18 protein-coding genes are annotated in these 21,978 nt (G+C 72.8%); 4 read left to right on the forward strand and 14 right to left on the reverse strand.

Annotated features, from left to right (window positions below; translation table 11 throughout):
• The first annotated feature begins 177 nt into the window (after window positions 1–177).
• The 3 genes from ettA to KUM39_RS24540 are packed head-to-tail and all read left to right on the forward strand — an operon-like array spanning window position 178 to window position 2,945.
• Window positions 178–1,842: an energy-dependent translational throttle protein EttA gene (gene ettA / locus KUM39_RS24530; RefSeq protein ID WP_217787941.1), complete on the forward strand. Its 1,665-nt coding sequence runs from the start codon at window positions 178–180 to the stop codon at window positions 1,840–1,842.
• 6 nt (window positions 1,843–1,848) lie between these two features.
• Window positions 1,849–2,268 carry an acyl-CoA thioesterase gene (locus tag KUM39_RS24535; protein WP_217787942.1) on the forward strand — a complete coding sequence of 140 codons (420 nt, stop codon included), beginning with the start codon at window positions 1,849–1,851 and terminating at the stop codon, window positions 2,266–2,268.
• A complete protein-coding gene (locus KUM39_RS24540; RefSeq protein WP_217787943.1) occupies window positions 2,265–2,945 on the forward strand; it encodes a DUF8010 domain-containing protein in 681 nt (226 codons plus the stop codon). The genes KUM39_RS24535 and KUM39_RS24540 overlap by 4 nt, the downstream gene beginning before the upstream one ends.
• A 99-nt stretch (window positions 2,946–3,044) precedes the next feature.
• On the opposite strand, the gene KUM39_RS24545 is transcribed toward KUM39_RS24540, so the two are convergent.
• Both KUM39_RS24545 and KUM39_RS24550 read right to left on the reverse strand, forming a co-directional pair.
• Window positions 3,045–3,452 carry a globin gene (locus KUM39_RS24545; protein WP_217787944.1) on the reverse strand — a complete coding sequence of 136 codons (408 nt, stop codon included), beginning with the start codon at window positions 3,450–3,452 and terminating at the stop codon, window positions 3,045–3,047.
• Window positions 3,453–3,532: 80 nt separating this feature from the next.
• Window positions 3,533–4,477 carry an acetoacetate decarboxylase family protein gene (locus KUM39_RS24550; protein ID WP_246620671.1) on the reverse strand — a complete coding sequence of 315 codons (945 nt, stop codon included), beginning with the start codon at window positions 4,475–4,477 and terminating at the stop codon, window positions 3,533–3,535.
• A 170-nt stretch (window positions 4,478–4,647) separates the two neighbouring features.
• Here KUM39_RS24550 and KUM39_RS24555 point away from each other — a divergent pair, with 170 nt between their 5' ends.
• Window positions 4,648–5,613 (forward strand): methyltransferase domain-containing protein, encoded by a 966-nt coding sequence (locus KUM39_RS24555; RefSeq protein ID WP_217787945.1) that lies wholly within the window; start codon window positions 4,648–4,650, stop codon window positions 5,611–5,613.
• An 18-nt stretch (window positions 5,614–5,631) separates the two neighbouring features.
• Here the strand turns inward: KUM39_RS24555 and KUM39_RS24560 are convergent, their stop codons facing one another.
• The 12 genes from KUM39_RS24560 to KUM39_RS24615 form a co-directional block, all read right to left on the reverse strand.
• Entirely contained in the window at window positions 5,632–6,657 is a 1,026-nt protein-coding gene (locus KUM39_RS24560) for an FHA domain-containing protein (RefSeq protein ID WP_217787946.1), read from the reverse strand.
• Window positions 6,658–6,749: 92 nt separating this feature from the next.
• A complete protein-coding gene (locus KUM39_RS24565; RefSeq protein WP_217787947.1) occupies window positions 6,750–8,084 on the reverse strand; it encodes a vWA domain-containing protein in 1,335 nt (444 codons plus the stop codon).
• A 248-nt stretch (window positions 8,085–8,332) separates the two neighbouring features.
• The gene (locus tag KUM39_RS24570) at window positions 8,333–9,706 is read right to left on the reverse strand and encodes a PP2C family protein-serine/threonine phosphatase (protein ID WP_217787948.1); all 1,374 of its coding nucleotides are present in this window, start codon (window positions 9,704–9,706) and stop codon (window positions 8,333–8,335) included.
• A 3-nt stretch (window positions 9,707–9,709) separates the two neighbouring features.
• Complete coding sequence (locus KUM39_RS24575) at window positions 9,710–12,157, reverse strand: serine/threonine-protein kinase (RefSeq protein ID WP_217787949.1); 2,448 nt, start codon at window positions 12,155–12,157, stop codon at window positions 9,710–9,712.
• Window positions 12,154–13,443 (reverse strand): hypothetical protein, encoded by a 1,290-nt coding sequence (locus KUM39_RS24580; RefSeq protein ID WP_217787950.1) that lies wholly within the window; start codon window positions 13,441–13,443, stop codon window positions 12,154–12,156. The genes KUM39_RS24575 and KUM39_RS24580 overlap by 4 nt, the downstream gene beginning before the upstream one ends.
• A 196-nt stretch (window positions 13,444–13,639) precedes the next feature.
• Window positions 13,640–14,695: a glutamate ABC transporter substrate-binding protein gene (locus KUM39_RS24585; RefSeq protein WP_246620672.1), complete on the reverse strand. Its 1,056-nt coding sequence runs from the start codon at window positions 14,693–14,695 to the stop codon at window positions 13,640–13,642.
• 41 nt (window positions 14,696–14,736) lie between these two features.
• Window positions 14,737–16,086, reverse strand: a complete 1,350-nt coding sequence (locus KUM39_RS24590; protein ID WP_217787961.1) for a GlnX family signal transduction membrane protein — start codon at window positions 16,084–16,086, stop codon at window positions 14,737–14,739.
• A gap of 520 nt (window positions 16,087–16,606) precedes the next feature.
• Complete coding sequence (locus KUM39_RS24595) at window positions 16,607–17,599, reverse strand: N-acetylglucosamine kinase (protein WP_217787951.1); 993 nt, start codon at window positions 17,597–17,599, stop codon at window positions 16,607–16,609.
• Window positions 17,590–18,855, reverse strand: a complete 1,266-nt coding sequence (locus KUM39_RS24600; protein ID WP_217787952.1) for a 6-phospho-beta-glucosidase — start codon at window positions 18,853–18,855, stop codon at window positions 17,590–17,592. Before KUM39_RS24600 ends, KUM39_RS24595 begins: the two co-directional genes overlap by 10 nt.
• 8 nt (window positions 18,856–18,863) lie before the next feature.
• Window positions 18,864–19,757 (reverse strand): carbohydrate ABC transporter permease, encoded by an 894-nt coding sequence (locus tag KUM39_RS24605; protein ID WP_217787953.1) that lies wholly within the window; start codon window positions 19,755–19,757, stop codon window positions 18,864–18,866.
• A 2-nt stretch (window positions 19,758–19,759) separates the two neighbouring features.
• The gene (locus KUM39_RS24610; RefSeq protein ID WP_217787954.1) at window positions 19,760–20,701 is read right to left on the reverse strand and encodes a carbohydrate ABC transporter permease; all 942 of its coding nucleotides are present in this window, start codon (window positions 20,699–20,701) and stop codon (window positions 19,760–19,762) included.
• Between the two features lie 2 nt (window positions 20,702–20,703).
• On the reverse strand, window positions 20,704–21,978 hold a 1,275-nt coding region (locus KUM39_RS24615; RefSeq protein WP_217787955.1), incomplete at its 5' end, for an ABC transporter substrate-binding protein.

The raw sequence follows: 21,978 nt of genomic DNA on the forward strand, positions 1-21,978 counted from the left end.
CACCCGGAGTCCTCGGACTGCCCGTCGGTGACCCGTGGCCACGGGTGGGCAGCAGGCCGTAGCCGCGCGGCCCGGTCGGCGGGCTCGGAACGCACGGGTTTCCCCCCAGCCCTGGCCGTCAGGCAAGATGGGGTGTATCTGCCCACTGCCAGATTTCAAGCTGCCGGACGGTTTCTCTTGGCTGAGTTCATTTACACCATGCGCAAGGCGCGCAAAGCGCACGGCGACAAGGTGATCCTCGACGACGTCACCCTGAACTTCCTGCCGGGAGCGAAGATCGGCGTCGTCGGCCCGAACGGTGCCGGTAAGTCCACGGTGCTGAAGATCATGGCGGGTCTGGAGCAGCCGTCGAACGGCGACGCCTACCTGTCGCCCGGGTACACCGTGGGCATCCTGCTGCAGGAGCCCCCGCTGGACGAGAGCAAGACGGTCCTGGAGAACGTGCAGGACGGGGTCGCCGAGGTCAAGGGCAAGCTCGACCGGTTCAACGAGATCGCCGAGCTGATGGCGACCGACTACTCGGACGCCCTGCTGGACGAGATGGGCAAGCTCCAGGAGGAGCTGGACCACGCCAACGCGTGGGACCTCGACGCCCAGCTGGAGCAGGCGATGGACGCCCTCGGCTGCCCGCCCGGCGACTGGGCGGTGCCGAACCTCTCCGGTGGCGAGAAGCGCCGTGTCGCGCTCTGCAAGCTGCTCCTGGAGCAGCCCGACCTGCTGCTGCTGGACGAGCCCACCAACCACCTGGACGCCGAGTCGGTGAACTGGCTGGAGCAGCACCTCGCCAAGTACGAGGGCACCGTCGTGGCCGTCACCCACGACCGGTACTTCCTCGACAACGTGGCTGGCTGGATCTGCGAGGTGGACCGCGGCCGTCTCCACGGCTACGAGGGCAACTACTCCAAGTACCTGGAGACCAAGGCCGCCCGCCTCAAGGTCGAGGGCGCCAAGGACGCCAAGCGGCAGAAGCGCCTCAAGGAGGAGCTGGAGTGGGTCCGCTCCAACGCCAAGGGGCGCCAGGCCAAGTCCAAGGCCCGTCTCGCGCGGTACGAGGAGATGGCCGCCGAGGCCGACAAGATGCGGAAGCTGGACTTCGAGGAGATCCAGATCCCGCCGGGCCCGCGCCTGGGCAGCGTCGTGGTCGAGGTCAGCAACCTCGGCAAGGCGTTCGGTGACAAGGTCCTCATCGACGACCTCAGCTTCACCCTGCCGCGCAACGGCATCGTCGGCGTGATCGGCCCGAACGGCGCGGGCAAGACCACCCTGTTCAAGATGATCCAGGGCCTGGAGACCCCCGACTCGGGCTCCATCAAGGTCGGCGAGACCGTCAAGATCTCGTACGTGGACCAGAGCCGCGCCAACATCGACCCCAAGAAGACGCTGTGGGCCGTCGTCTCCGACGAGCTGGACTACATCAACGTCGGCCAGGTCGAGATGCCCTCGCGCGCCTATGTCTCCGCGTTCGGCTTCAAGGGCCCGGACCAGCAGAAGCCCGCCGGGGTCCTCTCCGGCGGTGAGCGCAACCGCCTCAACCTCGCGCTCACCCTCAAGCAGGGCGGCAACCTGCTGCTCCTCGACGAGCCGACCAACGACCTGGACGTCGAGACCCTGTCCAGCCTGGAGAACGCGCTGCTGGACTTCCCCGGCTGCGCCGTCGTCGTCTCCCACGACCGGTGGTTCCTGGACCGGGTCGCCACCCACATCCTCGCCTACGAGGGCGAGTCCCGGTGGTTCTGGTTCGAGGGCAACTTCGAGTCGTACGAGAAGAACAAGATCGAGCGGCTCGGCGCCGACGCCGCCCGCCCGCACCGCGCCACCTACAAGAAGCTGACGCGAGGCTGATCCGTCTTGCGCCACACCTACCCCTGCCCCCTGCGCTGGGCGGACATGGACGCGTACGGCCACGTCAACAACGTGGTGTTCCTCCGCTATCTGGAAGAGGCCCGCGTCGATCTCCTGTTCCGCCCGGACCAGGTGTTCCGGCGGGGGTCGGTGGTGGCGCGGCACGAGATCGACTACAAAAGGCAGCTCGTCCACCGGCACACCCCGGTGGACGTCGAGCTGTGGGTCACCGAGATCCGCGCCGCGTCCTTCACCCTGGCCTACGAGGTGAAGGACGCCGACCTCGTCTACGTACGGGCCTCGACCGTCGTCGTGCCGTACGACTTCGAGGCGGCCCGTCCGCGCCGTCTCACCCCGGACGAGCGGGCCTTCCTGGAGAAGTACACCGAGGACGCCACGGGGGCCGAGGGGGCCGTCGCCGCATGACGGTGCTGCATCTCGCCGACGAGCGGGAGGCCGCCGACCTCGCCGCGTTCCTCACCCGGCTGCTGCGCTACGACCGCGCCGCCGCCGTACGGCTCCAGGCGGCCGGTACCGCCCTAGCCGTCTTCGGGCGGCCCCCCTCCTTCGAGGTGCTGGCCGTCCGCACGGCCGCCCTCGCCAAGCCGTACGAACGCGGGCTCGACGTCACCCTCGACGCGACCGTCTCGGCGGGCGAGCTGCTGGAGTCCCTGGATGAACGCGCGGCCACCGCCGCCGTACCCGCCGTCGTCACCGGACCACCCTGGGCCGGGGTGCTGCCCCCGCGCACCGGCTGGCGGCCCGAGCCCGGCCTGCCCGCACCGGACGCGCTGCGCGCGGCGGTTGGCGCCGCCGTCACCGAATTCCGGTCCCGCACCGAGGAGTTGGTGCCCGAGCAGCGGGGGCGGGCCCAACTCGACGCCATCGGGCGGGACATCTGGTCCCGTCAACTGGGCGGCACCCGGCTGCCGTTGCGGGCCGCGCACGCCGCGTACGCGCTCGGCTTCCTCCGCCCCGGCACCGGCCCGGACGACACCGGGCTGTACTCCGCCGGCCCCTGGCTGCGGCTGCGCACGCCCTACGGCTCCGTCGCCGTACGGCACGCGGCACCGGGACTCGGGCTGGGTGTCAGCGTGCGCTGAGCCCCGGCAGACCACGGCACCCCGGTCCGGCGGACGCGGCCCGCGCGGACCCGCGGGACGGATGCCCGGTGGCCTGCCGCCCGGCCCTGCCGTGCCGCCCTACCGCTCCGCTGTGTTGATCATCGAAGCCGCCGCGTACTCCAGGTAGTTCCACAGGGTGCGCTCGTGCTCCTCGGAGAGGGCGAGTTCGTCCACGGCCGCGCGCATGTGCGTCAGCCAGGCGTCGTGGGCGGCGCGGTCCACGGCGAAGGGGGCGTGGCGCATGCGCAGGCGGGGATGGCCGCGGTTGTCGCTGTAGGTGGTGGGGCCGCCCCAGTACTGGATCAGGAACAGCCGCAGCCGCTCCTCCGCCGGTCCGAGGTCCTCCTCGGGGTACATCGGCCGCAGCAGCGGGTCGCCCGCCACGCCCTGGTAGAAGCGGTGGACCAAACGGCGGAACGTCTCCTCCCCGCCGACCTGCTCGTAGAACGTCTGCTCCTGAAGCGTCCCGCGCCGAATCTCTTTCACCCGTCCATGTTCTCAGACGGGACGGCCCAGTACCGAGGTCCTAGGACCGCCCCGCATCAAGCCCCGGCCGAGATCTCCCGTCAGCTCTTGGGAGCGTCCGGGCCGGTGAGGATCTTGAGGTCGGTGACGGTGTAGGAGAGGGAGCCGCGGAAACCGGCGCCGGTGCGCTGGATGGCGAGGTCGGCGAGTTCCTCGCCGGGGACGGGGAGGAACTCGAGCTTGCCGGGGCCGGACCAGCACTCGGCGACGCGGGGGGTGTCCAGGATGGACATGGTCAGCTCGTGCACCGCCGGGTCGTCGTAGCGGCCGGCCAGCAGGCGGGGGAAGTGGCGCAGGTTGACGATCGGGCGGCCGAGGGCGGGCAGGGTGCTGATCGTGTGGTCGAGGGTGACCTGGGCCTGGGACAGCAGGCGTCCCGCGACCGACGCCGTACCCGCGAAGGTGCCGCCGGCCGCCACCGAGGGCGCCGCCTCACTGGGCACCGGGAAGGCGCGGGTCTGGTGGATGCTGCCGAGCTTCTTGGGGAAGCCCTGGAACCAGCCGCGGGCCAGGGCCGCGTCGTTGTCCACGTAGATGAACGGGCACCAGGCGACCGGTGAGCCCTGCCAGCGGGCGTCCAGCAGGATCAGGAACTCGGCGTACTGGCTGCGGACCGGGTCCAGGTACTCCTGGTCGCTGCCCGCGAACTGCCAGTCGATGAAGAGGGCGTAACCGTGACCCGCGGTGTCCGGGTCGGGCGTGAGGCCGGCGGGCAGCGCGCGGGCGGCCGCCTCCGGGGTGGTCCAGAACTCGACCCCGACCACGGTTCCGGCGTAGTGCCAGGGCGGTGCGCCGACGATGTTCGCCGTGCCGCGCGCGCTGAGCGGCAGGCTGTACCCCTTCAACTCGCCCGCGGGCACGAGATTCCCGGTGCCTGCGGGCCCTCCGGTGTGCTCCGCCGCGAACGCGGCGGGTGCCACTCCCGCCCCGGCCAGCGCCCCCAGGCCACCGGCGAGCACTCCGCGTCTTCCCATGTCCTTGGCCATCTGCTTCCGGTCCTCCCACTCGTCCCGTACCGAACCCGCACGGGCCCGGTGTGTCACCTTTTACACGGATGCGGCTCGGGCGGAGTTCAGGCGTACGGCGCGGTCCCGGCGTGCGGCGCCGGGAAGTCCGCCGCACCCCCCGGACACCCCGTCCCGCCTACGCTGGACCCATGACCCCCGCCCGCCCCGACCTCGAACTCCTCGCCGCCGAGGCGCGGGCGGAGCTGGTGCGGGGGATCGGGGGCGAGGGGGTGTGGGAGGGGGAGCCGGAGTGGCGGGCGGCGTTCGCGGCGGTCCCCCGGCATCTCTTCGTGCCGTACTACCAGGTCGGGTGCGAGCGCAGGTGGGGTGAGGACCCGGACGCCCGTGCGCGGGAGCGGTGGGTGCGGGGGGCGTACGAGGACGTGCCGCTGGCCACGCGGATACGGGACGGGGAACTGGTGTCGTCCAGCAGCCAGCCCTCGCTGATGGCGCGGATGCTGATCGCGCTGGACGTGCGGGACGGCGCCCGGGTACTGGAGATCGGCGCGGGCACCGGGTACAACGCGGCGCTGCTCGCGCACCGGCTCGGGGACGGGGGCCTGGTCACCACCGTGGACCTGGACCCCGAGATCACCGAGTCCGCCCGCCGCCATCTCACCGCCGCCGGGTACCGGCCCGTCGTCGTCACCGGCGACGGCGCGCGCGGGGTCCCCGAGCGGGCGCCGTACGACCGGATTCTCGCCACCTGCGAGCTGCCCACCGTGCCGCGCGTCTGGACCGCCCAGTGCGCGCCCGGCGCCCGTATCCTCGCGCCCGTCGCCACCGGGCTGCTCGACCTCGCCGTGGACGGCGGCCACCGCGCCGAGGGCCGGTTCCTGCCGACGGCCGCCTACTTCGTCCCGCTGCGCGGCGCCGGTCGCGCCACGGAGCCCGGCGAGCCGGGGGACGAGGTGCCCGCCGGGGTGCGCGAGCAGGACTCGTACCGCTTCCTGCTCGCCCTGGTCCGCGGCGCGCTCACGCCGCGCGAGGCGCACGCCCTGTGGGAGCGCGCGGGCCGCCCGCGCCGCGAGCGCTACGGCGTCACGGTCACCCCCGACGGCACCCGCGCCTGGCTGGACGCCCCGGAGGGGCCGGACACCTGGCCGCTGCCGTGACCGCCGGGCGTCCCGCCGTCAGCCGCGCCGGACCGTGATCGTCGTCCACGCCCCCACGTGCACCCGGTCCCCGTCCCGCAGCGGGACCGGGACGAAGGGCCGGATGGGTTCGTCGGAGCCGTTGACCGTGGTGCCGTTGGTGGAGTTCTGGTCCACCACCGCCCAGGAGCCGTCCGGCTGCTGTTCGAGTACGGCGTGCTGGTGGGAGACGCCGGGGTCCTCCGGGGGGACCGCCAGATCGATGTCGGGGGTGTCGCCGGTGGAGTGCCGCCGGCGGCCGATGGTGATCCGGTCGCCGGTGAGCGTGCGCCGCTGCTCGGGGGAGTAGGCGGGCAGGTTGAGGCCCGTCGCCTCCGGTCCGGAGCGGTGCATCATCGCTGTGAAGTAGTCGCGGTCCGGGCCGATGGTCGCGGTCCAGGTCACCGGCGCCTGCGGGGCCTGCGGGAAGCCGGTTGCCTGACGGCCGCCGCCCTGGGGGTGGCCGTAGTCGTTCTGGCCGCCGCCCGGTGGGGGCAGTTCCCAGTCGCCGCCGCCGTACCCCGGTCCGCCCTCGCGCGGGTACGCGGGCGGCACGGGCGCGCCCGCCTGCTGGTAGACGCCCTGCCCGGGAGCGCCGGGGCCGATCTGCTCCGGAGGGAACGGCGTCGGGCCCGAGGGCTCGCCGCCGAAGGGCGGGATCGGCTCGGCCCCGCGGTGCCTCTGCGAGGGGCGCGAGCCCTGGTACTCGTACGGGCCACCGCCGCCGTAGGTCGCGCTGGGCGGGTCGAAGCGCGGCTGCGGCGGGCGCGGCGCGGCCGGGGTCGGGGTGTTGGTCAGGTAGTTCCAGCGGCACTCCTCGCAGAAGGGCGCGCGGCCCTCGCGGGGCGTGCGGCACTGCGGGCACAGCTCGGGTTCCGGCGTGCCGGGGTGTGTGCCCTGGGGCGGGAAGCCGTAGCCGCCGTGCGGCGGGGGCGGCGGCGGGGGCACGGCACCCGCCATGCGGTGACCGCAGACCCCGCACCACTCCTCGGAACCCGACTGGTGTCCGTTCGGGCAGGTCGGCATGGAAGCTCCGCCCCCTCTCCTTCAAGGTCCCACTCGGTACGGCGCTTCGGCGCGCCGTCGCCCGGCTGTGAACCGGCTGTCACTTCGTCCTGTCACTTCGTCACGCGAACGGTCTTCGTGGAGCGGGTTTCGAGAGTCATCTCGTCGGCCTCCGCGACCTTCGCCTTCAGTCGCACAGTACCCGTCGCCGCATCGACCACGTCCACCACCTTCGCAAGCAGTTTCGCGGTATCCGCGTTCCCCGACTCCCTGGCGAGCTGGACCGCCCGTCCCAGTCTGGCCGTTGCCCCGTCGATGTCGCCCCTTTTGCGCAAATCGAGGCCCTGCTGGATCGCCCGCGACAGCTCGGCCTGGCCGGTGTAGTGCGCGACCTGCGGGTTGAGCGAGGTGGACGCCTCCACGTCCTCGGTCCACACCGCCCGTACGAGGCCCTGCTCGCCCAGGTTCCGCACCGTGCCGTCCCCCTGGAGGACGACCAGGGAGACGCGGGCGGCCAGCATCTCCTGGCCGATCCCGGCCGCCGGGACCTCCACGCACAGGTGGTAGTCGCGGGACTCGTCGCCCCAGGCGCCCGTCGGGTAGTCCCCGGTGCGCGGGCCCGCTTCGGTGCGGCGTCCGGTCAACTCCTCTACGGAGGGCGCTACTTGCTTGAGGAACCGGATGGTGGTGCCGTCCGGCGTCCACACCCGCAGGGAGACGTCGGCGACCTCCTTGCCCATCACGTTCTCCATCATCCGCGTGAAGTCGGCGGCGAGGTCCTCCGGATCGGCCACGATGTCGGCGGTGCCGAGCAGCGCGGACGCGATGCCTGTGACCTCTTTCACTTCCCAGTCGGTGCCGACGCCCCGCGCGTCACAGGTGAACCGGCCCGCGCAGGCGTCCAGCGCGGCCTTCAGGTCGGCGGGGTCCTCGTGCTCGTTGCGGCCGTCGGTGAGCAGGATGCCGTGCCGGATGGACACGTCCGCCCCGGCCAGCAGCGTGTCCGCGAGCCGCAGCCAGGTGCCGATGGCGGTACCGCCGCCCGCGCCGACCCCGCGCAGCGCGTGCTTGGCCTGCTCGCGTGTGGTGCCGTCCGCCACCGCGACCCGGCCGCCGCCCGGATAGACCTCCTTGGCGACGTGCGTGCCCGCGACCACCGCGAAGCGCGTGCCGTCGCGCAGCGCGTCGATCGCGGCGGCCGTCGCGTCACGGGCGTTGCGCATCTTGGTCGGCGGGTAGTCCATCGAACCGGAGGCGTCCACCATCAGCACGACCGCCGCCGCGGGCGCGGTGGCCGCGTTCCCGGCCCCGGTGGCGCCGACCGTGCCACCGCCGGTCGAGGTCACCGTGACGATCGCGTTGACCTCCCGGCCGCCCTCGGGCAGGTACTCGTTCTGGTAGACGTCCACCGCGAAGCGCGGGCCGTCCGGCTTGGCGAAGTTGGCCATGTGCGTTCACATCCCCCTCGGTGCGCCCCGCCGTGCGGGCCGCGCGTGCGGCGGACCGATCCCCTCCGGTCCGTGAAGCGGTGACACGGTGGCAACGCGGTGGAGCCACGATGCCGTGCTGCCGTATTGCCGTGCTGCCGTGCTGCCGTGCTGCCGTGAAGCGGTGTTGCTGTGAGGCCGTGCTGCCGTGCTGCCGTGCTGCCGTGCTGTCGTGAAGCTGCGGGAGCCCTGCCCCGGGGGGCGCGGGCTCAGGCCGATCCTGCCCCCTCCGGCGGTGCCGGGAACGGCAGGAGGGCCACTGTTACGTTGTCGTGGCCGCCGCCGTCCAGGGCGTGGCCGACCAGCACGCGGGCCGCGTGCAGCGGGCGCCCGGTGGCGTCGGAGGGGAGCACGGCCGCCATCTCCTCGGCCGTCTCCGCGTAGTTCCACAGGCCGTCCGTGCAGACCAGCACCGTGCCGGGACGGTCCGGCTTGAACGACGCGGTGTGCGGCTCCAGTTCGTAGGCGTCGGCGCCGAGCCAGCCGGTGATGGCGTGGGCCCGCTCGTCGGCGTACGCCTCCGCGTCGCTCATCAGCCCGGCCGCGACCATCTGCGCGGCCCACGAGTCGTCCTCGGTGAGCCGGGCGGCGGGCGCGCTCCGGTCGGCCGGTACCCAGTAGGCGCGGCTGTCCCCGACCCAGCCGACCACCAGCAGTCCGGGGGTGACGACCGCGCCGACGATGGTGCAGGCCGGGGAGTTCTGGTGCGGGGTGTGCTCGCGGGCCGACACCGGTTCCCCGGCGAGGGCGTCCACCGCCTCGGCGGCGGCCACGATCGCCTCGTGCATCGCCTGCTGCGGATGCGTACCGCGCGGCAGGGCGGCCAGCAGTACCTCCCCGGCGGTCCGGGCGGCGGCGGCGGACGCCTCGTCGGGGCGGGTCGCGGAGGACACCCCGTCGCAGACCACGGCCAGCGCGGCGGGCGTGCCGTCGGGCAGCGCGGTGTGCCCGATCGAGAAGAAGTCCTCGTTGCGGTGGTGCCGCAGACCCCGGTCGCTGACCGCCGCCACCGGGCCCGACTCCCGTTCCAGATGGTCGCGTTCGCGCGGCTGGGCGTGCCCGCAGTTCTCGCAGTAGCCGTCCCCGTCCACTCGGCCCGCCCGGCAGGCCACGCAGAGCAGCTCGGTGGGCACGGTGTCCGGGTGGTCCGGCGCCGACCGGGGGTCGGGGGCCTGGAGCGGGTACTCCTCGCCCGGCCCGGGGCGGTCGAACCGGACACCGGAGGAGGTCTCGGCGGCCTGCTGGGCGTGCGCGCCGCCCGCGAGCGTACGGCCGCCCGAGTCGGTACCGGCGAGATCGGTCGGCAGGTGCGCGGCCGGACCGGCGCTCGACGAACCCCGCTCGGCGGACGGCCAGCCGACCCCCTCACCGGCCGGTTCCGGCCCGGCCTCCGGTGTGGTCTCCCGCGCGGCTTCCGGCCCGGCCTCCATCGCAAGGGCGTCCCTCATCATCAGGGTCGCGTGGTCCTGCGGCCCGGCGGACAGATCGTGTCCGCACGCGCCGCAGAACAGGTCGCCCGGTTCGAGCGGCTCGGCGCAGCTCGGACACTTCGACGGTGCTGTCTGCTGGGGCATCTGCGACATCAACTACACCCACGTCCGGGGGCGGTAACGGTTGGCCCGTTCCACCAGCTCGATCCTCTCCTGGCCGCCGGGCGCCAGCCGGGCCAGCACGCGGTACGCGCGCTCCAGACCGAAGCGCAGGCCCCGCTCGTCCAGCCCGCTGCCGAGCAGGACCCGGCCGTTCCCGACGGGTCCCGAGGTGCCCCGGCCCCCGGAGAGTATCCAGTCCAGGGCGCTGCCGAGCACTTCGGTGGCCAACTGCTCGCGCCGCCCGGGGTCCAGACCGTACGCGTCCAGCGCCTCCACCTGCCCGGCGGCGGCCGTCAGGTCCGCCAGGAACGGTACGTCGCCCGGCCCCGCCGTACGCTGCCGCAGCCGGGCCCGTACGGCGGCGACCCGCGCCGCCGTGTAGTGGATGGACGACTCCGGCACCGACTCCAGGGTGCCCACCGCCCCCGCACGGTCCCCGGCCGCCAGCCGGGTACGGGCCAGCCCGAACGCGGAACTGACGAAGCTCGGGTCGGTCGCCCACACCAGCCGGTAGTACTCGGCGGCGTTGTCCAGCTGGCCCAGCACCTCCGCGCACAGCCCCAGCGCAAGCTTCGGCGCCACCTCACCCGGAAAGGCGTCGTACACCGCGTCGAAGGCCAGCGCCGCGCCCTCGAAGTCACCGGTGGCCAGCGCCGTCACGCCCCGGTACCAGACCACCCGCCAGTCCTCGGAGCGCGCCCCGTCCAGCGCGGCCAGCTCCGCGAGCGCCGCCGAATGCTCACCGTTCTCCAGCCGGGCCCGCACCCCCCGCAGCCGGGTCTCCACCGTCCGCGCGGGCGCCGACTCCAGCGCGGCCAGCAGCTCGGCCGGGGCCGAGGCGACCAGCCCGGCGAGGAACGCCGCGTCCGGGTCGGCCGGGTCCACCAGCGGCACCGGCAGCGCCAGCGCGGCGGCGGCCGTGTCCACCGGCCGGACCAGCGCGCCCGGCGGCAGCTCCGGCACCGCGGGCACGGACACCGCCCGGTGCGTCGGACGCGCCCCGAGCAGCGAGACGTCACCCGTCAGCCGGGGGAACAACTCCGTGTCGGTGACGCGTGCTTCGGGCCCGAACAGGGTGGACAGCGCGGGCCGCGCCCGGCCCGTCTGCACCGAGACCACCTCGCGCAGCACCCCGGTGAGCTGGTCCGCCATCTCCTGCGCGGAACCGAACCGGCGCGCCGGATCGGGGTCGGTGGCCCGCACCAGCAGCCGGTAGAACGACTCGTACCGCCTGAACACCTCCACGGTGTCCGGGTCGGGCAGCGAGTCCACGTGGATGCCGGTGTAGCCCTGGAAGTCGAGGGCGAGCACCGCCAGGGTGCGGCCCACGGTGTACAGGTCGCTCGCCACCGACGGGCCGACCTCGGCCACCTCCGGCGCCTGGTAGCCGACCGTGCCGTAGATCGCGGACGTGTGGTCGTCCACGCGGCGCACCGCGCCCATGTCGATGAGCTTCAGCTCGTCCTCGGTCTGGATCGCGTTGTCCACCTTGAAGTCGCAGTACAGCAGGTTGCGGCTGTGCAGATGGCCGAGCGCCCCCAGCGCCTCGATGCCGTACGCGCACGCCTGCGCCACCGGCAGCGGATCGCGCCGCCCGTCCGCCGTGCGGCGGCCGTTGGCGACCTCCTTCAGCGACTTCCCGCCGACGTACTCCATGACGATGTAGCCGTCGAGCGAGCCGGTGCGCTGGTCCAGGTGCTCCACGAAGTTGTAGATCCGCACGATGTTGGCGTGCTCGATCTCCGCGAGGAACTGGCGCTCGGAGATCGCCGCCTTGATCGCGTCCTCGTCCGCCGTGTCCAGCAGGCCCTTGAGCACCACCCACCGGTCCCCGACCGCCCGGTCCACCGCGAGATAGATCCAGCCGAGCCCGCCGTGCGCGAGACAGCCCGCCACCTCGTACTGCCCGCGCACCACGTCCCCGGCCGTCAGCTTCGGCACGAAGGAGTACGGATGCCCGCACTTGGTGCAGAACCCCTCGGTGCGGCCCGCCGTGCTGCCGCGCGAACGGCCCACCGGCGCACCGCAGTCGGAGTGCGAGCAGAACCGCTTGCGCTCGGCGACCTCCGGGTTCTCCAGCACCATCGCGCACGGGTCCGGACGCGGCACGCGCTCCACCGTCACCAGGCCCGCGCCGAGCCGCCCGCGCGTGGACGTGCCCGAGGACGCGCCGGAACTGCGCACCGACACCGACCGGCCCGCCGTCCCGCCCGGCACCGACCGGGACAGCCGCCCCGACACCGACCGGCGCGAGCGCGCCGACTGCGCCGAGGTCCTCGTGCTGCGGGCGCTGCGACCGCTCGCCCCGCCCCGCTCACCGGACGGGTCCGCTCCGGCCACCGGCGCGAGACCGCACGTGCCGCAGTACAGCTCACCCCCGCCGACGTCCTCGTACGACCCCTCGCAGCCCGGCCGTCCGCAGCTCTGTTCCGCCTCGCTCACGCGTGCTCCCCCTTCCGGTCCTCGGGTCCCTGCCCGCCCGACACCCGTGGCCCGCCCAGCAGTTCGGCCGCCGCGCGCTGATAGCGCAGGACGGCCTGTTCGGCCACCCTGAGATCACAGGGGGCGCTCCACAGCATCCGGCGGGCCGCGTCGTACCGCTCGATCAGCAGCGGGTCCTCGGCCAGCCCGTGCCGGGACACCTTCGCCCGGTACGCGTCCAGCCGCCCGCGCAGCTCGGCGCGGACCGCGAGCGGCGCGGTCACGGCCGTCAACGACTCGCGGGCGCGCAGCAGTTCGTCCTCCGCCTTGGCCTCCAGCGACTCCAGCAGCGGCGACAGCCGGTGCCACTGGCCCTGCCGCCGGTACTCGGCCGCCGCCGCCAGTTGCTCCTGGAGCACGGTCGGCGGACCGCTCACCACCGGCACCTCGGTCGCCGCGATCTTCGCCAGCACCTCACCGCGCGCCGTGCGCGCCTCGGCCAGCGTGCGGTCGGCGCGCGAGAGCACGTCCCGCAGCCGCACCAGCCGGGTCTCGGCGTCCTGCCGGACCGTCAGCACCGCGTCGATCTCCCGGCGCACGTCCTCCAGGGCGCGCGCCTCACGGTCGTACACCCGCGTGTCCGGGCGGCCGCCGCCGGGCGCCGAACTGCCCTCGGCGGGCACCCAGAAGCCCAGCGGGTCGCTCACCACGTCCTCGCGCAGCCGGGTCAGGGTGCGGGTGATCCGCGCCAGGTCGTCCCCGGCCGGATGCTCACCCGGCCGCACCCCGACGGAGTGCGCCAGATCGCGGGTCCGCTTCAGCTCGGCGGCCAGTAAATCTATCCGCGCGGGCAGCGCCGACCAGACCGCGTCCGCCGTGACGACCATGTCCAGCGAGGACGCGTACAGGTCGTTCATCCGGTCCACCAGACCGGCCAGGGAGTACGCCTCGGCCAGTCGGCTGCCGCCGGTCACCGTCACCGACTCCCCGCGCAGCAGCTCGGTCAGCTCCGCCAGGTCCTGCTGGCTGGACCAGCGGCGCCGGGAACGGATCTCGCGGGCCTGCCGCAGTGCGGCGGCGTACGCGTCGAAGCACGTCCACAGCAGGGTGATGGCCGCCTCGGTGGCCGCCCAGCGCTCCCGGGTGGTCCCGGTCAGCTCGGCGCCTTCGAGGAGCCTGCGGCCCGCGTGGTCCTGGAGGGCGAACAGCGAGGTCTCGATCGCCTCGTGCTCCGCGCCGAGCCGCGCCAGCGCACGGTCCACCTCGTCCCGGTCCATCACCGGCCCGGCGGGGTCCGTGACGCCCATTCATCACCTCTCGCTGCTCGTGTCGCCGCCCGCTGGGCCGCTGTCCCGCTCTCGATGTCCCGCGCCGTCGCGGTGTTGTCGTCCGGCCCCGTCTCCCGGCGCCGCCCTCCGGTCCCGCCCTCCGGTCCCGCCCTCCGGTCCCGTCCTCCGGCGCCGTCCTGCCGTTCCGGACGCGGGCCGCCCGGCCGGGTGGTCGTCAGCCCGCCGCGCCCAGATACTTCGGCGCGGGCGGCTTCGAGGGCCCCGAGTCCTCGCCCAGTGTGGCCGACAGCCACTTGTCGTACGACGCCTGCCAGCCGTTGTCCCGGTAGTCGGCCAGCACGCGGTTGACCCGGCGTACGAGATCCGTGGCGCCCCGCCGCATGGCCACACCGTAGAACTCGGTGGTGAACGCGTCCCCCTTCAGCTCCAGCGTGGGGTCCTGCGCGGCCTGGCTCGCCGCGAGCGCGCCGTCGGTGATCACCACGTCCGCCTCCCCGAGCTGGAGCCGCACCAGGCAGTCCAGCTGGTTCGGCACGGTGACGGCGGTCGTGCCGCCCGGCAACCGGCCCGCGTCCAGGTCGCCCTTCAGCTTCGCGTACGCGGTCGAACCGGACGCCACGCAGATCCGCCTGCCGTCCAGCGAGGCGGCGTTGTAGCCGGTGACCGCCGCCGACCTGGGCGCCAGCAACTGCTGCCCGGTCCTGAAGTACGGTGCGGAGAAGGCGACTTGCCCGAGCCGGTCGCAGTTGATGGTCATCGTGCGGACCACCAGGTCCACCCGGCCCTCCTGGAGTGCCGAGATCCGCTGGCTGGTCGGGATCGCCTTGAACTGCACCGCGTCCGGGTCGCCCAGGACGTCGCGGGCGATCCGGTGGGCCAGGTCGATGTCGAAGCCCTCCAGTTCCGCGCCCGCGCTGTTGGGGTTGCGGTAGCCCCAGCGGTAGCTGTTCTGGTCCACGCCGACGATCAGCTTCCGCTTCGCGCCCGTACGGGACTTGATGGCGTCCACCACCGCGCCGTCCGCGCCGGACGGGGCGGGGGTGAGGTCCTGCGCGTTGTCGTCGGTGCACTTCTCGGCGCGCGTCTGGCGCCCCTCGGCCACGCCCGTACCACCCGCGGCCCCGGCGCGCGCGCCGGTGTGCGCCCCGGCCGGTGCCTGGGTGCGCGGCAGCAGCAGGGCGAACGCCAGCGCCAGCGCGCACAGCACCGCCATCGCACCCACTCCGCCCCAGCCCCGCAGGGCGGCGGCCCGTGCACGTACCCCGTACATCGTCCTGCCCCCTGTCGCCGGACTCCCGATCCTGCCCTGTGTCACCGGTACTCCGAAAGCCTGCGCCCGATGCCGACGACCGCGCCCGCCGCGCCCAGCACCGCGAGGACGGCCACCCCGACGGGCAGTCCGCTCATCGCGTCCCGGCCGTCGCCCGCCGACCGCTGGAACTCGGCCTGCTCGTGGCCGATGGCGCGGGCGAGGTTGTCGTCCACGCTGTCGAAGCAGGCGCCGGTGGCGTCCTTGTCGCCGATCACCATCTCCAGCGCCTGCTGGAAGTTGCCGTTCTCGTCCTGGTCGCGGGCGGCCGAGTGGCGCTGCTTCCACACCGCCATGTCGCCCTCGGCCGCCTTCACCGGCTTCGCCCCCGCGCTGTCGTTCGCCAGCCCGGCCGCCTCGGTGAGACCGGCGCCGAGCCGGTCCATGTCCTTGTCGAAGTCGTAGTAGTACGCGTCGTACGACTTTCCGCCGACCGTCACCGTCTCCGCGCCGCGCGAGACCAGGCTCAGGTTCTCGTTGCCGCGCGCCTTCAGCGACGCGATCCGCGCGTCGTGCAGCACCTTCAGCGAACGCACCCCGTGGTCGTACGACCCGTCCAGCCCGGCGCGGGCCACCGCGTGCCCCACCACCAGCCACAGCAGGGCCACCACCGTGAACGAACTCGCCACCACCAGCCCCCGGTTGAGGACGCGGTTGGTCCGGCGGTAGTTGCGGCGCTGCGCCCAGCCGAGCCCGGCCAGCGTCAGCACGCCCAGTGCGATGGCCGCCCACGGGTACGGCGTGGCGTCGCCGTAGTCGGCGTCCAGCCGCTTGTTCTCCGTGGTGTACAGATCCTCCGCCGCCGGGAGCATCTCCTTCTGCATCTTCTCGTTGGCGTACCGCAGATACGCCCCGCCGACCGGATATCCCTGCCGGTTGTACGTCCGCGCCCGCTCCACCAGGCCCTTGTACTCGGGCAGCAGCTGGTTCAGCCGGGCGATCGTCCGCTCCGAGGCGGACCCCGGCTCGGCGTTCGCGGCGGCCGTCACCAGGCCGGAGGCGGCGGTACGGATGTCCTTCTCGTACCGGTCCCGCGAATCCGCGCTCTCCTGACTTCCCGCCAGGAAGCCGCTGGACGCGGTCGTGTTGGCGTCCGCCAGCGAGCGGTAGATCCCGGCCGCCCCGGAACTCAGCGGCTGACTCCGGCGCAGCACGTCATCGGCCGCCGCCGCCCGGTCCGCCGCCTGCCACGCGGTGACCGCCCCGAACGCCACGACCAGCACGGCGAGTACGGCGCCGATGAGCCGCAGTCTGCCGGGCTCGGTGACGACGGCTTCGCGGGCGCGCGTGACGCCTTCGGCGAAGGCGGTGCGGCGGGCGGGCGTGGGGGAGGGCGCGGGCGCGGGCGCCAGGGGGCGGCCGGGCGCCGGGACCGGCGCGCGCTCCGTGGCCCGGGTCAGTGCCTGGGCCGGCGTCTGCGCGTGGGTCGGCGTCTGCGCGTGGCTCTGCTCCCGCGCGGGGGTCTGTGGCACGGCACCCCGGTTCTGCTCGGGCACACCGCCGCCCCCCACCGCCACCGCCCCGCTCTCCGACGGTCCTCTCACCTGACCTCCCCCAGGGTCACCCATTCGCCGCCCAGTATCACCGCCCCGCCGCCCATCCGCACCAGCCTTCCCCGATCTTGATCGGATCACGGCCCGGCGGGGGACGCGTGGCGGGTGCTCCCCTCTGAAGGAATACGCGGGGGGGTGGGGGAACGGTTCCGCGGAGTTGCTGCCCGCCGGTCGGGGCAGGCGCCGACGAACTTCCGCGATTCCGCTACATCCCTAGGACGATCAGGCTCTCCTTCTTGGCGATGACATGTCCGAGGGGGAGCGGACTCCCGGAGTTTCCGGTCGGTGCACTCACTCCGGCAGTGGCAGTGAGCCGTTCTCAAGCCGGGCTGTTCTCTCGTTCCCAGAACCCCCGCGCCACCCCCTGAGCCCCCGCACCCGCGCCCACCCGGTCCAGCCCGAGGAGTACCGCGCCCAGTACCGGGCGGGCCTTCACCACGTGGATCTCGGCCTTGGGGGCGTGTGCTGTGAGCAAGTCGCGGATGTCGCGGTTCAGTTGGGGGTGGCCCGAGGTCAGGACGCTGCCGCCGAGGAGGACCGGGGTCTGTTCCGTGAGGAGGTCGAGGCGGGTCAGGGCGACCGTGGCCATCGTGGTGACCTCCTCGGCCAGGCGGTGGATCAGGGAGCGGGCGACCGGGTCGCCCGCTGTCGCCGTGGCGAAGAGGACCGGGGTGAGTTCGTGGCGGCGGGCCGGGTCCACGTGGCCCAGGTGCAGGGCCTCGATCAGGGCGTACATCGTGGGGAGGCCGAAGTGGGACGGCAACGCGCGCATCAGCGCGGTGGGTCGGCCCCGGCCGTCCTCCGCCCTCGCCGCGTGCCACAGGGCCTCCTCCGCCAGGCCCCAGCCGCCGCCCCAGTCGCCGGAGAGGCGGCCGAGGGCGGGGAAGCGGGCGGTGGTGCCGTCGGGGCGCATGCCGACGCAGTTGATTCCGGCGCCGCAGACGACGGCCACGCCACGGGGGTCGGGGACGCCCGCGCGGAGGATGGCGAAGGTGTCGTTGCGGACGTCCACCGAGGCACCCCAGCCGCGTGCCGCCAACGCCGCGCCCAACTCCCTTTCCTCCACCGGGAGATCCGCGTTGGCCAGGCACGCCGAGACATGGGTCGCGCGGGGCACGCCCGCTTCCGTCAGGGCCCGCTCCACCGGGTCCGCCAGCGCGTCCATCGCGGCCGGGACGCCCACCGCCGGGGGGCGGAAGCCGCCGCCGCGTGCGGTGGCGAGGACCTCCCCGGCGGCGGTGACCACGGCCACGTCGGTCTTGCTGTTGCCCGCGTCGATGGCGAGGACGGTGTCAACGGAGGTCAGGCCCACGCCAGATGCTCCCTGTTGTGGGCGATGAGCCGGTCGGTCAGGGTCTCCGCGTAGGCGTACTGCCCGATCAGCGGGTGGGCGAGCAGCGCGCCGAAGACACGCTCCCGGCCACCGCGCAGGGCCGCGTCGAGGGCCAGGTTCTCGTACGCGGTCACGTTGGCCACCAGGCCCGCGTACAGCGGGTCCAGGGTGGGGACGGGCAGCGGCACCGGGCCGGAGGGCCCGACCGACGCCTGCGTCTCGATCACCGCGTCGTCGGGGAGGAACGGCAGCGTGCCGCGGTTGAAGGTGTTGACCACCTGGTACGGGCTGCCCGAGCCGCCGAGCAGGGCGGCCACGAGGTCCACCGCGGCCTCCGAGTAGAAGGCGCCGCCGCGCTTGGCGAGCAGCGCGGGCTTCTCGTCCAGCGCCGGGTCGCGGTACATCTCCAGCAACTCACGCTCCATCGCCGCGACTTCGGCGGCGCGGGACGGCTTCGTACGCGACTCCGCCACCACCTCGTCATGCGCGTAGAAGTAGCGGAGGTAGTACGACGGGACCACGCCGAGCCGGTCCAGGAGGGTGCGCGGGAGGCGCAGGTCGGCGGCGATGGCGTCGCCGTGCCCGGCCAGCAGCTTGGGCAGCACGTCCTCCCCGTCCGGGCCGCCGAGCCGTACACCCGTCTCCCAGGTGAGGTGGTTGAGGCCGACGTGGTCGAGGTGGACCGCGCCCGGCTCGGTGCCGAGCAGCGCGGCGAACTTCCGCTGGAGTCCGATCGCCACGTTGCACAGCCCGACCGCGCGGTGCCCGGCGGTGAGCAGCGCGCGGGTGACGATGCCGACCGGGTTGGTGAAGTCCACGATCCACGCGTCCGGGTTGGCCCGGCGGACCCGCTCGGCGATGTCCAGGACGACCGGGACCGTGCGCAGCGCCTTGGCGAGGCCGCCCGCGCCGGTGGTCTCCTGCCCGACGCAGCCGCACTCCAGCGGCCAGGTCTCGTCCTGCTGCCGGGCCGCCTGCCCGCCGACCCGGAGCTGGAGCAGCACCGCGTCCGCGCCGTCGATGCCGGTGTCCAGGTCGGAGGTGGTGGTGATCCGGCCGGGGTGCCCCTGTCTGGCGAAGATCCGCCGGGCCAGCGCGCCGACCGGCTCCAGCCGTTCGGCGGACGGGTCCACCAGGACCAGTTCCGTCACCGGCAGGCTGTCCCGCAACCGGGCGAAGCCGTCCACGAGTTCGGGCGTGTAGGTCGAGCCGCCGCCGACCACGGTCAGTTTCATCGCTTTCGTCAACCCTTCACTCCGGTGAGCGTCACGCCTTCGACGAACGCCTTCTGCGCGAAGAAGAACACGAGGATCACGGGGGCCATGACCAGCACGGTCGCGGTCATGGTGAGGTTCCAGTCGGTGTGGTGCGCGCCCTTGAACGACTCCAGGCCGTACGAGAGCGTCCAGGCGCCGGGGTTCTCCGAGGCGTAGATCTGCGGTCCGAAGTAGTCGTTCCAGGCGTAGAAGAACTGGAAGAGGGCCACCGCCGCGATGCCCGGCCGCGCCATCGGGACGACCACCCGCAGCAGGGTGCGCAGGTCGCCGCAGCCGTCCACCTTGGCCGCGTCCACGTACTCGTCCGGGATCGTCATCAGGAACTGGCGCAGCAGGAACACCGAGAACGCGTCGCCGAACGCCATCGGCACGATCAGCGGCCACAGCGTGCCGGAGAGCCCCAGTTGCTTCGCCCAGAACAGATACATCGGAATGATGATCACCTGCGGAGGCAGCATCATCATGGAGATCACCAGCATGAGTGACAGATTCCGGCCCCGGAAGCGGAACTTGGCGAGCGCGTACGCCACGGGGAGCGAGGACAGCACGGTGAGCACGGTGCCGAGTCCGGCGTAGAGCAGGGTGTTGCGCCACCAGGTCAGGAAGCCGGGCGTGTGGAACACCTTGGCGTAGTTGCCCCACTCCCAGGGGTGCGGGAGCAGATCGCGGCTGAGTGCCTGCGCGTCGCTCATCAGCGAGGTCAGGAACACGAACACGAAGGGCAGCACGAAGAAGAGGGTGGCGGCCACCCCGAGGGAGTGCACCCCGATCCACTCCAGCAGCGCCCTGCGGCGGGCGGTGCGCGCGGCCGGGGAGACGGGCGTGGCCCGCACCGGACGGCGCTCCAGTACCTGGGTCATCGTCAGTCACCTGCCTGGATGAGACCGCCCCGGCGCCGCATCAGCAGCGCGGTGAACGCCATCGAGAGGACGAACAGCACCAGCGCCACCACGCACGCCGAGCCGTAGTCGAAGGTCTGGAAGCCGAGGTTGTAGACCAGTTGGGGAAGGGTCAGCGTGGACTTGTCCGGGTAGCCGGGCTGGAACTGGGTGCCCGCGCCCTGGATCACCCCGGAGGCGACCTTCCCGGCGATCAGCGGCTGCGTGTAGTACTGCATGGTCTGGATGACCCCGGTGACCACCGCGAACATCACGATCGGCGCGATGTTCGGCAGGGTCACCCAGCGGAACCGCTGGAGCGCGGACGCGCCGTCCAGCTCGGCCGCCTCGTACTGCTCGGTGGGTACGTCCAGCAGCGCGGCCATGAAGATCACCATCAGGTCCCCGATGCCCCACAGCGCGAGCAGGGTCAGGGCGGGCTTGGACCAGTCGGGGTCGTTGAACCAGCCCGGCGCGGGCAGCCCGAGCCCCTCCAGGATCGAATCGACCGGTCCCGTACCGGGGTTGAGCAGGAAGGCGAACGCCATCGTGGCGGCCACCGGCGGCGCGAGGTACGGCAGGTAGAACAGGGTGCGGAACACCCCGGCCCCCGTCTTGATCCGGGTGATCAGCAGCCCGATCCCGAGCCCGAACACCACCCGCAGGCTCACCATGACCACCACCAGCCACAGCGTGTTGCGCAGCGCGGGCCAGAACAGCGGGTAGTGCGCGAAGACGTAGGTCCAGTTCTTGCCGCCGCTCCAGGTGGGCGGCACGAAACCGTCGTAGCGCATGAAGGAGAAGTAGACGGTGGACAGCAGCGGGTAGGCGAAGAAGACGGCGAAGCCGATGAGCCAGGGGGAGAGGAAAGCGGCCGTGCGGAGCGCCGCCCTCCGGCGCTTCGCGGCGAGCGTGACGGCGGCCACCGCTACTTCGCCTGCGCTATGTCGGTGTCGATCTGCCGCGCGGTGTCCTTCAGCCCGGCCTTCAGGTCGGTGACCTTGCCGCTCTCGTAGTCGTAGCCGAACTGCTGGATCGTCACCAGGTAGGCGCCGCCGTTGACGGACGGGGGCGTGGTCGTGGAGCGCGGGTTCGCGGCGATGTCCAGGAACGTCTTGAACCGGGGGTCGTACGTCAGCTTCGGGGACTTGAGCGCGGCCAGCGTGGAGGGCACGTTGTGGATGTCGTTGGCGAAGCCGACCACCGCGTCCGTGTCCGTGGTCATGTACTTCACCAGTTCCCAGGCCGCGTTCTGCTTCTTGCTGGTGGCGGCGATGCCCGCGATGGTGCCGGTGATGTAGCCCTTGCCGTAGGTGTCGGCCTGGTCGTCGGGCACGGGCAGCGGGGCCACGCCGATGTCGAAGCCGGGCTTGGCGTCCTCGGCCATGCCGAGCCGCCACTCGCCGTCGAGCTGCATCGCCACCTGGCCGGTGTGGAAGGGGTGCTTGGGGCCCCACTCGTCGCCGAGCGTGGAGCGGAACGTCTCCAGCCTGCGGTAGCCGCCGAGGTCGTCCACCAGCTTCTTCTGGAAGGCGAACCCCTTCTCGAACGCCGGGTCGGTGGCCACCGCCGACTTGCCGTCCTTGCCGAAGTAGGTGGGCGAGAGCTGGGCGAAGAGGTGCTCGGTGGTGGACTCCCAGCCGTGGTAGTTCGGCATGAACCCGAGCTGCCGGTAGCTGTCGCCCTTGCGCACGGTCAGCTTCTTCGCGTCCGCCGCGAACTCCGACCAGGTCTTCGGCGGAGCCTTGATCCCGGCCTTCTCGAACGCGGTCCTGTTGTAGTACAGCCCGTACGCGTCCCCGAGCAGCGGCACGGTGCAGCGGTCGCCGTCGTACTGCGTGTACTCGTTCATCGCCTTCGGGAACGTCGTCTCCGGGTCGATGCCGGACTTCTGGAAGAAGGGGTTCAGGTCGATGAGGGCGTGCGAGACACAGAACTTGCCGACGTTGTTGGTGGTGAACGACGAGACCACGTCCGGGGCCTTGTCGCCGCCGGTGCGCAGCGCCTGGTTGATCTTGTCGTCCGTCATGTTGCCGACGACGTTCACATGGATGTTGGGGTGCGCCTTCTCGAACCCGGCGACCAGGGACCGGACCGCCTTCACCTCGTTCGGCGCGCTCCAGGCGTGCCAGAAGTTGATCGTCGTCTCCTTCGAGGCGTCGTCCGTGGCGCCGGAGGACGCCTGCCCGGTACAGGCGGTGGG

The organism is Streptomyces corallincola, from assembly GCF_019104725.1.
Classification (GTDB): domain Bacteria; phylum Actinomycetota; class Actinomycetes; order Streptomycetales; family Streptomycetaceae; genus Streptomyces; species Streptomyces corallincola.

Excerpts from the sequence above, each read along its gene's own strand:
- KUM39_RS24540 (WP_217787943.1), top strand. The coding sequence starts at position 2,265 with ATGACGGTGCTGCATCTCGCCGACGAGCGGGAGGCCGCCGACCTCGCC.
- KUM39_RS24550 (WP_246620671.1), bottom strand. The coding sequence starts at position 4,477 with ATGGCCAAGGACATGGGAAGACGCGGAGTGCTCGCCGGTGGCCTGGGG.
- KUM39_RS24555 (WP_217787945.1), top strand. The coding sequence starts at position 4,648 with ATGACCCCCGCCCGCCCCGACCTCGAACTCCTCGCCGCCGAGGCGCGG.
- KUM39_RS24560 (WP_217787946.1), bottom strand. The coding sequence starts at position 6,657 with ATGCCGACCTGCCCGAACGGACACCAGTCGGGTTCCGAGGAGTGGTGC.
- KUM39_RS24565 (WP_217787947.1), bottom strand. The coding sequence starts at position 8,084 with ATGGCCAACTTCGCCAAGCCGGACGGCCCGCGCTTCGCGGTGGACGTC.
- KUM39_RS24570 (WP_217787948.1), bottom strand. The coding sequence starts at position 9,706 with ATGTCGCAGATGCCCCAGCAGACAGCACCGTCGAAGTGTCCGAGCTGC.
- KUM39_RS24580 (WP_217787950.1), bottom strand. The coding sequence starts at position 13,443 with ATGGGCGTCACGGACCCCGCCGGGCCGGTGATGGACCGGGACGAGGTG.
- KUM39_RS24585 (WP_246620672.1), bottom strand. The coding sequence starts at position 14,695 with ATGTACGGGGTACGTGCACGGGCCGCCGCCCTGCGGGGCTGGGGCGGA.
- KUM39_RS24600 (WP_217787952.1), bottom strand. The coding sequence starts at position 18,855 with ATGAAACTGACCGTGGTCGGCGGCGGCTCGACCTACACGCCCGAACTC.
- KUM39_RS24605 (WP_217787953.1), bottom strand. The coding sequence starts at position 19,757 with ATGACCCAGGTACTGGAGCGCCGTCCGGTGCGGGCCACGCCCGTCTCC.